The organism is Kitasatospora sp. NPDC059827 (assembly GCF_042731675.1).
Classification (GTDB): Bacteria; Actinomycetota; Actinomycetes; order Streptomycetales; family Streptomycetaceae; genus Kitasatospora.
The window spans coordinates 1-10,924 of record NZ_JBHWIV010000145.1; the positions used below are offsets into that span (position 1 = coordinate 1).

General features: G+C 73.6%; 8 protein-coding genes. 4 read left to right on the forward strand and 4 right to left on the reverse strand.

Annotation, left to right across the window (positions count from 1 at the left end):
* Nucleotides 1-680: N-acetylglucosamine-6-phosphate deacetylase (locus ACFV8H_RS40320; RefSeq protein WP_380409608.1), on the forward strand; the 680-nt coding region annotated here is incomplete at its 5' end.
* Between the two features lie 23 nt (nt 681-703).
* Here ACFV8H_RS40320 and ACFV8H_RS40325 read toward each other — a convergent pair.
* The 4 genes from ACFV8H_RS40325 to ACFV8H_RS40340 are packed head-to-tail and all read right to left on the reverse strand — an operon-like array spanning nt 704 to nt 5,898.
* Nucleotides 704-2,707, reverse strand: coding sequence for a hypothetical protein (locus tag ACFV8H_RS40325; protein ID WP_380409610.1), 2,004 nt, complete (start codon nt 2,705-2,707; stop codon nt 704-706).
* Nucleotides 2,708-2,718: 11 nt separating this feature from the next.
* Nucleotides 2,719-3,606 (reverse strand): carbohydrate ABC transporter permease, encoded by an 888-nt coding sequence (locus tag ACFV8H_RS40330; RefSeq protein WP_380409612.1) that lies wholly within the window; start codon nt 3,604-3,606, stop codon nt 2,719-2,721.
* Nucleotides 3,603-4,547, reverse strand: a complete 945-nt coding sequence (locus tag ACFV8H_RS40335; RefSeq protein WP_380409614.1) for a carbohydrate ABC transporter permease — start codon at nt 4,545-4,547, stop codon at nt 3,603-3,605. Before ACFV8H_RS40335 ends, ACFV8H_RS40330 begins: the two co-directional genes overlap by 4 nt.
* Nucleotides 4,548-4,584: 37 nt before the next feature.
* Nucleotides 4,585-5,898 carry an ABC transporter substrate-binding protein gene (locus tag ACFV8H_RS40340; protein ID WP_380409616.1) on the reverse strand — a complete coding sequence of 438 codons (1,314 nt, stop codon included), beginning with the start codon at nt 5,896-5,898 and terminating at the stop codon, nt 4,585-4,587.
* Between the two features lie 160 nt (nt 5,899-6,058).
* Between ACFV8H_RS40340 and ACFV8H_RS40345 the strand changes: the two genes are divergently transcribed.
* From ACFV8H_RS40345 to ACFV8H_RS40355, 3 genes are all read left to right on the forward strand, one after another.
* Entirely contained in the window at nt 6,059-7,339 is a 1,281-nt protein-coding gene (locus ACFV8H_RS40345) for an ROK family protein (protein ID WP_380409618.1), read from the forward strand.
* Nucleotides 7,340-7,467: 128 nt separating this feature from the next.
* Nucleotides 7,468-10,110 carry an RICIN domain-containing protein gene (locus tag ACFV8H_RS40350; protein ID WP_380409620.1) on the forward strand — a complete coding sequence of 881 codons (2,643 nt, stop codon included), beginning with the start codon at nt 7,468-7,470 and terminating at the stop codon, nt 10,108-10,110.
* 244 nt (nt 10,111-10,354) lie between these two features.
* A complete protein-coding gene (locus ACFV8H_RS40355) occupies nt 10,355-10,855 on the forward strand; it encodes a hypothetical protein (RefSeq protein WP_380409622.1) in 501 nt (166 codons plus the stop codon).
* Nucleotides 10,856-10,924: the final 69 nt, after the last annotated feature.

Here is a 10,924-nt window from a genome sequence, read left to right on the forward strand (position 1 = left end):
CCCTCGCCCCCGAACTCCCCGGCGGCCTCGACTCCGTCCGCATGCTCGCCGACCTCGGCGTCATCGCCGCCGTCGGCCACACCGACTCCGACTACGCCACCACCCTCGAAGCCATCGAGGCCGGCGCCACCGTCGCCACCCACCTCTTCAACGCCATGCCCGGCATCGCCCACCGCGCCCCCGGCCCCATCGTCGCCCTCCTGGAGGACGAGCGCGTCACCGTCGAACTCATCAACGACGGCGTCCACCTCCACCCCTCCGTCCTCGACCTCGCCTACGGCACCGCCGGCGCCGACCGCGTCGCCCTGATCACCGACGCCATGGGCGCCGCCGGCATGGGCGACGGCCTCTACCCCCTCGGCCCCCTCCAGGTCCGCGTCGAGAACGGCGTCGCGATGCTCCCCGACGGCAGCTCCATCGCCGGGTCGACGCTCACCCTCGACCGGGTGCTCCGACGGGCTCTGCTGGTGCACGGGTTGACCCTGCCGCAGGCGGTCGAGTCGCTCAGCGCCACCCCGGCCCGCCTGCTCGGCCTCACCGACTCGGTCGGCTCCCTGGAGACCGGCAAGCTCGCCGACCTCGTCGTCCTCGACTCCGACACCTACGACCTGGTCGCCGTGATGCGCCGCGGCCGCTGGGCCGTCGGCGGCGACCGCTTCCCCACCGTCAGGTCGGCCTGAACAACGGCGACGGCCGACCGCGGCTACTGCCAGTCGAGGAGCAGCCAGCCTCGGTGCGGCAGCGGCTCGGCGGTCTCGACGGTCGGGCCGGTCGTCGTGGCGGCAACCGGCTCGGGCTCGGCTAGCGGCCGGAGCAGCACGCCCTCGGCGCGGACGGCCCCGCCGGGCAGGTGCACCCGGGGGTGGGCCGGGTCGGCGCTGCCGTTGGCGACGGCGAGCCGCCAGCCGTGCTCGGTGCGGGTCAACTGCGGGATCAGGTGGGGCCCGCCGGTGACCAGCGGCAGGGTCGGGGCGTCGCCCTCCAGGTAGCGGACGGCGGCGTGCAGCAGGCGTTGCCCGTCGTCGTCGTGGGGCAGCAGCTCGACGGCGGTGGCGGCCGTCACCGCGACCCGGCCGCCGAGCTCGTTGGTGAAGACGCACCGGCCGGCGCCCCAGAACCTGTGGTCGGGGGTGAGGATCTCGGTCCAGGTCTCGGCCCCCGGCACCGGCCGGAGCCGGGCCAGGGCCGGCTGGAGGTTGACGCTCAGGTAGGCGCCCGCGCCCTCCCCGGTCAGCACGCGTTCCAGCGCGTACGGGCCGGGACCGCCCTCGGCTCCGCGCTCGGTTCCACCCCCTGCTCCGCGCTCGACGACCTCCTCGACGGTCACCCCGAGGAGCTCGCCGAACCCGCGGGCCCGCAGGATGTGGGCGGCGGTGCCGTCGAGCAGCAGGCCCTCGGCGAGCATCCGCCGGAGTTCGGCGTCCTGATAGGCCCAGGCGAGCTGCCCGAACAGCACCCGGACCGGGCCGTCCTCGGCGGTGACCGGGACGCCGTAGCGGAGCAGGTGGTCCGCGGCCGGGCCGGGGTCGACCGCCAGTTCGGCGAGGTCGCCGCCCCGGCGGGTGCGGACGTGCGCGGCGGCGTCCTGGCGGACGGGCAGGGTCACGCCGTGGGTGCGCGCCACCGGGCCGGTGAGCAGGTCCAGCGCGGGCCGGGAGCGGCGCAGCAGCTCGGCGACCCGCGGGAAGCGTCCGGCGGCGCCGGACTGCATCGGGTGGAGGTTGAGGAACAGCGCGTCGGAGCCCGCGAGTTGGGCGGCCACCAGCTCCGACCAGGTCTGGGTGTCGGACTTGGACCACGCGGTGTGCGGCCAGTTCTCGACCTCCGGCGCGCTGCGCACGTGCCGCGGCCGCAGGGCCCGCTGGACCTCCAGCATCCAGACCGAGAAGCTGAGTTCGCGGCCCGGCGCGTCCGAGTAGCGGGCGAAGTGCGGCCGGTGCCAGACCTGCCCGTCGATGGCGAGCGCGTCGAAGAGGGCCGGCCAGTCGCGGCCCTCGACCGAGTGGACGCCGGGCTCGGAGCTCATCAGGCCGAGCCGCGCGCGCCCGCCGGAGGCCTTGGCGACCGCCGCCGCCACCTCGTCGGCCACCTCCAACTGCGCGGTGCGCCACACCTGTTGGAGCAGGGCGCGCCAGGGGTGCGGCGGGCCGGGGGCGGTCACGGCGGCGACCGCCCGCTCCCGGTCGACCGGCTCCCCCGCCAGGGCGGCGAGGCGCTCCAGCATCAGCGGTTCGAAGCCGCCGCCCCAGGGCAGCGGAGCGTGGTTGTGGTAGCGGAAGTCGTCCTCCAACCACAGGACGCGGACGTCGAGTTCGGCAAAGCGGGCGTAGTGGGCGGTGATCCAGGCGCGGAACCGCGGACAGGCCGGGGAGGCCTGGGCGGTGGCCACGGTGCCGTCCGGTCCGACCATCGGGGCGAAGCCGAGCCGGTCGGCCCGGCCGCGGTCGGCGTGGCCGAGGGTGACCCAGGGGTTGAGGCTGACGCCGAGCCCGGCCGCGCGCAGGACCGCCGTGGCCGTCGCAGCGGTGTCGTACAGCCGGTCCTCCACCCCGCCCGCCGGGTGGCCGGGGTACAGCTCCTCGGCCGCGAGCAGCAGGACGACCTCCTCGACGCCCGACTCCCGGCAGAAGGAGGCGAGTTCGGCGGCGCGTTCGGCGGCGTCCGGGGTGGGGTGGAGCTGGAACCGCAGGTGGTACCGGGCGGGCACGCCGGGCCTCCTCATTTGACGCTCCCGGCGGTGAGGCCGGCGCGCCAGAAGCGTTGCAGGGACAGGAACAGGATGACCAGCGGGATCGCGGAGACCATGGCGGCGGTGACCACGATGTTGAGCGGCGGCGCGCCGGGGCCGAGTGCCCGCTGGGCCTGCCAGCCGACCACGCCGACGGTGACCGGCTGGAGGTGGTCGTCGGCCAGCATCAGCACGGGCAGCAGGTAGTTGGTCCAGATGGCGACGAACTGGAACAGGAAGACCGTGACCAGCGCCGGGGACATCACCCGCAGCGCGATGGTGGCGAAGATCCTGAACTCGCCCGCGCCGTCGATCCGTCCGGCCTCGATCAGCTCGTCCGGTACGGAGGCGGCGGCGTAGATCCTGGCCAGGTAGACGCCGAACGGGCTGACCGTGCTGGGCAGCAGCACCGCCCAGTAGGAGTTGACCAGGTGCAGCTGGGAGAACATCAGGTAGAGCGGCACGGCCAGCAGCGGCTGCGGCACCAGTACCGCCGCGAGCACCCCGTTGAAGGTCAACTCCCGCCCCCGGAAGCGGTACTTGGCCAGTGCGTAGCCCGCCATCGCCGAGATCAGGGTGGAGCCGGCCGCGCCGCCCACGGCGTAGAGGGCGCTGTTGCCGAGCCACTGCCAGTAGATCCCGCCCTGGCGGGTGAAGACCTCGCGCAGGTTGTCGGCGAGGGCGAAGTCGCCGAACCAGAAGCCGTTCCCGGCGAACAGGCCGCTGCTGGTCTTGGTCGAGGCGACCAGCAGCCACCAGACCGGGGCGAGGAAGTAGACCGAGGCGATCAGCAGCACGCCGAGGGTGAGCCAGCGGGAGGCCTGGTACCGGGCCGTCCGGGCGGTACGGGTGCCGGCGGTGTCGGTGGCGGTGGTCACAGGGCCTCCCCGCGGCGCTGGACGAGCTTGAGGAAGCCGAAGGACAGCGCGAACGCCAGGACCGCGAGCACCACGGACTCGGTGGCGGCGAGGTTGAAGTTGTTGGCGTCCACGGCGTTGTAGGCGGCGTAGATGGGGGTGTAGCTACTGCTCAGGTTGGGGGCGACGTTGTGCAGGATCGCGGGCTCGTTGTAGAGCTGGGCGGTGCCGATGACGGAGAACACCGTGGTCAGCACCAGGGCGGGGCGGATCATCGGGACCTTGATCCGCCAGGCGATGCCGAAGGCCGAGCAGCCGTCCATCCGGGCCGCCTCGGCCAGTTCGGCCGGGATGGCCTGGAGGGCGGAGTGGATGATCAGCATGTTGTAGCCGGTCCAGCCCCAGGTCAGCATGTTGCCGATGGTCGCGCCGAGCATGCCGTCCGAGGTCAGGTTCAGGTCCAGGCCCAGGTGGTGGGCGGCGGCGGTGATCGGGCTCAGGCCCGGGGCGACCAGGTAGGACCACATGATCGCGCCGACCACCCCGGGCAGGGCGTACGGCAGGAAGAAGGCCAGCCGGAAGAACCGCTTGAACATCGTCGACCCGGCGTCCAGCAGCAGGGCCAGCGCCAGGGCCAGGGCCAGCATCACGGGCACCTGGACCACGCCGATCAGCAGCACCCGCAGCAGCGAGCCGCGGAAGGCCGGATCGCCCAGCGCCGTCGCGTAGTTGCCGAAGCCGGCGAAGACCTGGGTGGGGGCGGAGAGGCCGAGGCCGGAGCGGTGCATCCGGAACAGGCTCTGGTAGAGGGTGTAGCCGATCGGCGCCAGGTACAGCGCCGTGAACAGCAGCAGGAACGGGGCGAGGAACAGCGCGACGGTCCGGGCCCGGTGGCGGGCGGGGCGGGCCGGGCGGGCGGCGCGGTCCTGCGGTGCTGTCCGCCCGGCGAGGGCGGTGGTCATGGGGGGTCGTCCCTCCTTGGTCGGTCCGGGTGCCTGGTCAGCCGGCGACGGCGAGGCCCTGCTGCTTGAGGCCGGCCACCGTCCTGCTCTGCAGGTCGGCGAGCACGTTCGGCAGGGTGGCGCCTCCGGTGCCCGCCTTGCCGAGCCCGTCGCCGAGGTCGGTGGAGGTCTGGGTCATGGTCGGGCCCCACTGCCAGTCGGTGGTGATGTGGGCGGTCTCGGCCTTGAAGACGTCGTAGATCACCTGCCCGCCGTAGAAGGGGTCGGGCTGGGAGAGCGCGGGGTGGGCGAGCGCCGAGGTGGCCGCCGGGTAGATGCCGGTGACCTTGATCAGGTTGCCGACGCTGTCGGGGTCGGTGCTCATCCAGGTGGCGAACTCGGCGGCCTCCTTGGCGTGGGCACAGCCCTTGAGGACGGCGGTGGCCGAGCCGCCGTCGTTGCCGTACGCCGGGTTGGCGGCGTCCCACACCGGCATCGGGGCGACGGCCCACTGCCCGGCGCCGTCCTTGACGCTGCCGGCGATGATCGGCGCGTCCCAGACCGCGTTGACGTCGGAGAGGATCTTGCCGTTGGCCATGTCGCTGAACTGCGAGGCGTCGTTGCTGGGGTCGGCCTTCACCAGCTTCTTGTCCAGCAGGTCCTGCCAGTAGGAGGCGACCTTGCGGTTGGCGTCGCTGTTCAGGCTGACCTGCCACTGGTCGTTGCCGGTGCCGAACCACTTGGCGCCCGCCTGCCAGGCGAGGCCGGCGTAGGTGTACGGGTCGTTGCCGAAGTTGCCGAGGTACACGGTGGGGTCGGCGGCGTGCACCTTGGCGGCGTCGGCCGCGTACTCCTCCCAGGTGACCGGGGGCTTGTCGATGCCGTACTTCGCGAACAGGTCCTTGCGGTACATCAGGGCCATCGGCGCGGTGTCGACCGGGAGGCCGTAGGTGTGGCCGTCGACGGTGACCTGCTTCCAGGTCCAGTCGGCGAACCTGCCCTTGGCGTCGGCGGTGTACGTGCCGACGTCGGTGAGGGCGCCGGCCGCGGCGAAGCTGGGCAGGGTCTCGTAGCCGACCTGGGCCAGGCAGGGGGCGTTGCCGGCCTTGGCGGCCGTGAGCATCTTGGTGTAGCCGCCCTTGGAACCGGAGGCGGTCTTGCCGAAGCTGACCTGGATGCCCGGGTGGGTCTTGTTGAACAGGGCGACCGACTCCTCGTACCCCGGGGCCCAGCCCCAGAAGTCGAGCTTGACCGGGCCGGAGGCGGCGTCCGCGCCACTGCCGCCGCTGCCGCCGGAGGAACAGCCGGCGACGAGGACGGCGGCCGTCACGAGCGCGAGTGCGGAGGCCGTCGAAACGGGTCTTGTCTTCACGTGTGTCTCCTCGAAACCGGGAGGGCGGGGCTCGGTCCCGGGGGCGGAGCGGGAACCGGCCAATTCGTTCGGTTATTGTTTGAACCAACCCTGATAAAGTCAAGAGGCAGTGTCGACGCCCGCGTCGGCCGTGACGGTGGCACCGGAGGAGGAGCGGTTCGTGAAGGCAGCGCTTCAAGGCTCGGGCGTACGGAGTCTGGCGATGGCCGGGCCGGCCGTGGCCCGCGACCGCTCGTCGTCCCGCCGGGCCAACCTCGGCATGGTGCTGCGGCTGCTGCGCGACGAGGGCCCCCGCTCGCGCGCCCGCATCTCCGAGGACACCGGCCTGCCCAAGGCCACCGTCTCCAACCTCACCGCGGAACTGCTGGAGGGCCGGCTGATCCGCGAGGGCGAGGCGGAACGGGACCGGGGCACCGTCGGCCGGCCCGGGCAGGCCGTGGAGATCGACGGCAGCGGCGTGCACGGCATCGGCGCCGAGATCAACGTCGACTACGTCAGCCTGCTCGCCCTCAACCTCAAGGGCGAGGTCACCGCCGAGCAGCGGATCCCCTTCGACGTCCGGGCCGCCGGGCCGGACGCCACCCTGGACACCACCGCCCAGCTGGTCGCCCGGGGCATCGAGGCGCTGCGCCGCGACGGCGGCCGGGTCGCCGGGGTCACCCTGGCCACGCCCGGCGCCACCGACATGGCCACCGGTACCGTCGGCTTCGCCTCCAACATCGGCTGGCGGGACGTGCCCGCCATCGCCGGCCTGCGCGAGCGCCTGGGCCCCGGCGCCCCCGAGCTGCACCTGGAGAACGACGCCAAGCTCGGCGCGCTGGCCGAGTACGTGACCGCCTCCGCCGACAACGTCCGCGACCTGGTCTACGTCACCGGCCAGACCGGCGTCGGGGTGGGCATCATCGCCGGCGGGCAGCTGGTGCGCGGGGCCGGCGGCTACGCGGGCGAGGTCGGCCACCTGCAACTGGTGCCCTCCGAGCAGCTGTGCGCCTGCGGTAGACGCGGCTGCTGGGAGACCACCGTCGGCCGCGGCGCCCTGCTGCGCTACGCCGCCGACCCCGGCGACCTGGTCTGGGACCCGATGGTGGACCTGGAGCGCCGGCTGGCCGAACTGCGCGAGCGGGCGGGCGCCGGGGACGCCCGCACCCTGGCCGCGGTGCAGCGGATCGCCGACAACCTCGCGCCCGGGCTGGCACTGCTCGCCGACGTCCTCAACCCCCGGCTGATCGTCCTCGGCGGGCACTTCGCCTTCTTCGGCGAGTACCTGCTGGACAGCGTGACCGCCCAGGTGCGCGAGCGGGTGATGGCCCCGGACGCCGGGGGCTGCGAGATCGTGCTGTCCACCACCGGGCTGACCGGGACGGCCCGGGGCGGCGCGCTGCTCGCCCTGGACGCCGTCTACCAGGACCCGACCAGTGCCATGACGCCGGCTCGGCACTGACCGTACGCCCCGATCTGCTGCACGGGTCTTGACATGACCCGCAATAAGTTCGGATTCTGGCGGAACTAATCGCCAGTCGTGCCGCCTCCCCCACTCAGCGGGCGGCACGCCTCCGGAAGGATCCCCCGATGAGACGGACGACGTCCCGGCCGGCCCGGGCCTCGCTCGTGCCGGTCCTGGCCCTGGCGGCGGCCACGTGCCTGCCGCTCGCCGCCGCACCCCCCGCCTCCGCCGCCCCGCCCACCACCGCCGCCACCGCTTCCACCGCTGCCGCCACCACCGGCACGGTCACCATCGGCGGCAAGTGCCTGGACGACGCCGACGGCGGCACGGCCGACGGCAACCCCGTCCAGTTGCTCGGCTGCGACGGCTCGGCCCGCCAGCAGTGGACCCGCAACCCCGACGGCAGCGTCACCGCGTTCGGCAAGTGCCTCGACGTCACCGACGCCTCCAACGCCACCGGCGCCCTGCTCCAGCTGTACGGCTGCACCTCCGGCCCCAACCAGCGGTTCGGCTGGCTCCCGGACGGCACCGTCTACTCCGCCAAGTCGGCCAAGTGCCTGGCGGTCCAAGGGAGTTCGGCCACGGACGGGGCCCGGGTCGGCCTCGCGCCGTGCACGCCCTCCCCCACCGAGGTCTGGGGCGGCAGCGCGGCACCGCCCGCGTCGTACACCCTCTCGGCCGGGAAGCCCGTCCCCTTCGGCAACGCCGACGACACCCCCGCCTTCGGCTACACCGACACCGACGGGCAGTTCTACTACCAGTCCGCCCACTCGCTGTACGGCGCGAAGGACGGCCGCAGCTGGCAGTTCTACCGCGGCTCGAACTTCGACACCGCCACCCTCGCGCCGATCAGCACGGCGGTCAACCCGGCCAACCCCCAGGACAGCAACGGCGACACCACCTGGCGCTGCGACAACAGCCCGACCGGCCTCGGCGCCACCGCCGCCCCCGCCGGCTCCGGCTACGCCCAGCCCAACTACTGCGACCTGACCGGGGTCTGGGTCGACCCCGACACCGGCTGGTGGTACGGCCTGGTCCACAACGAGTTCACCCCGCAGCCGTTCGGCGACGGCCTGCACTACGACGCCATCGACGCCACCGTCTCCAAGGACCGGGGCCACACCTGGACCATCACCGACCACGCGATCACCACCCCGTACAGCACCGTCCGCGGCGACACCACGACCTTCCCGGGCTCCACCTACTCCTACGGCGACGGCGACCCGCGCCTGTTCACCGACTACCGCTCCGGCTACTTCTACGTGTTCTACATGTCCCGGGCCGTCGACAAGACCGGCGGCTGGGGCGGCTTCGAGGAGCACGTCGCCCGCGCGCCGATCTCCGGGAAGCTGGCCGCCTCCTCCTGGACCAAGTGGCACGACGGCTCCTGGTCCACCCCGGGCATCGGCGGCGCCGAGAGCGACCTCGTCCCCGCCCAGGGGGTCGGCACCGGCTACCTCGCCCCCGGCGACGGCTACTCCCCCGACCGGACCGGCAGCATCCGCACCCAGATCGCCGCCGGCACCATGCCGGCCCCCTCACAGCTCTCGGTGCTGAACATCGCCTGGAGCGCCTACCTCGGCAAGTACCTCGGCACCCCCGAGAACGAGGCCGGCTCCGACCAGCCCCAGCACTACTACGTCACCGACGACCTGGCCACCCAGCAGTGGACCGACATCGGCTCCGTCGGCGGGCCGCAGAGCTCCTGGTACCGCTGGCTGGTGGACTCCGGAAGCCGGACCGGCACCACCGTGCTCGGCAGGACCTTCCGCTCCTACTGCTGGTACAGCTGCTCCACCGGCAGCGGCGAGTACTCCGAGGTCAGCATCGCCCCGACCGCCGCCGGCGCCCCGCCGGCCGCCCCCGTCACCACCGGGGTGCCGTACCGGCTCGCCGCGGGCGACGGCCGCTCCCTGGCCCAGAGCGGGAGCACCCTCACCACCTCCGCCACCGCCGACACCGCCGCCCAGCAGTGGACCTTCACCCCCACCGGCGACGGCTTCTACACCATCGCCAACGCCGGCTCCGGCAAGCTGCTCGGCGTCGACTCCCGCGGCAACGCCGGACGCGCCTGGGGCGCCGCCCCCACGCTCGCCGCCCGCGGCGGCAGCCCGACCGTCGGCCAGCAGTGGTCCGTCCAGACCGTGGTCACCAGCCCGGCGGGCAGCGGCCCGTCCACCCCCACCGGCGGGTACCGCCTGGTCAACCGCTACAGCGACCTCGCGCTCAGCCTCACCACCGGGGCCCAGGCCGTGACCACCTCGCCCCAGCGCAGCTGGGACAACCCCGGCAGCACCGCCGACACCCGCCCGGTCACCGCCCAGACCCTCACCCTCACCCCGGCCGGCGCCGCCCCGGTCCTCGACGGCACCCACGTGCTGTCCACCGCCGGCAAGGCGCTGGACGTCCCCGACTGGTCCACCACCCCGGGCACCCGGCTCGACACCTGGACCACCAACGGGGGCCGGAACCAGGGCTGGACCTTCGCCCGGCAGGCCGACGGCTCGTACACCCTCACCAACCTCCACTCCCGGCTGTGCGCGGACGATCGGGGCGGCGCCACCGCACCCGGCACCCCGGTGATCCAGTGGACCTGCACCGGCGGCGACAACCAGCGCTGGACCGCCACCCGGCTCCCCTCCGGCGCCTACACCCTGACCAACCGCCGCAGCGGACTCCTGCTGACCACGGCCGGACCGGCCGACGGCGACCTGCTGGCCCAACAACCGGACAGCGGCTCGCCGTTGCAGCGGTGGACGCTGGACTGACCCACCGGCAGACGGCCGCCCCCGGCGCTGACCAGCGCCGGGGGCGGCTCCGGACCTGGCCCGATCCACCGGACACGCCCTAAGCTCCCCGCAGCACTGTTGTTCAACAGTGGGCAAAGGAGCGGCAATGCACCACCCAAGGCCTGCCGGGCCGACCGGAACCACCAGGCCTGCGGAGAACGCGGAGAATCCGGAGAGTCGGGAGAACCCCGCAGGCCGGTGGAGGACGGTCACGGCCGCCGCGGTGGCCGCCGCCCTCGTCTCCTCCGCCGCCACCGCCTGGTGGCTGTCCGCCGACGACGGCCTGGACTACGTCAACGACTACGCCTCCCACGAGCCGTTGCGCGTGGTCGGCTACCCCTCCACCGGCACCCTGCACCTGACCCAGCAGATCGTCTGGCGCCTCGCCGACGGCTCCGAGGGCTCGCTGGCGACGATGGCCACCTCCGACGGCTCCGGCGCCGAGGCGCGCAGCACGGCGGCGAACTGGGTCCGGACGTTCCGGGAGGGCGCGCAGGGCCCGGTGACGGCGGAGTTCCACGGCAAGGGCGAGGTCCGCCAGTCGGTGGTGCTCTACTTCGGGCGCACCCGGCAGGTCAAGCAGTTCCGCCTGCGCCTCGACGGCAACGGCGGCGCGGACGGCTGGCGCGTCCTGATGCGCGAGACCGACCCCCAGGAGGCCGCCGCCTCACCCACCTGGGCCCCGGCCTCCCCCGGCGCGACGCTCCCCCCGGCCGTGCCCTGAGGCCCACCGACCGCTGACCCGCACGCGGAACGGGCGGACACCCCACCAAGGGGTGTACGCAGTGTCATA

Coding starts and splice junctions, on each gene's coding strand:
- ACFV8H_RS40335 (WP_380409614.1), bottom strand. CDS start 4,547: ATGACCACCGCCCTCGCCGGGCGGACAGCACCGCAGGACCGCGCCGCC.
- ACFV8H_RS40350 (WP_380409620.1), top strand. CDS start 7,468: ATGAGACGGACGACGTCCCGGCCGGCCCGGGCCTCGCTCGTGCCGGTC.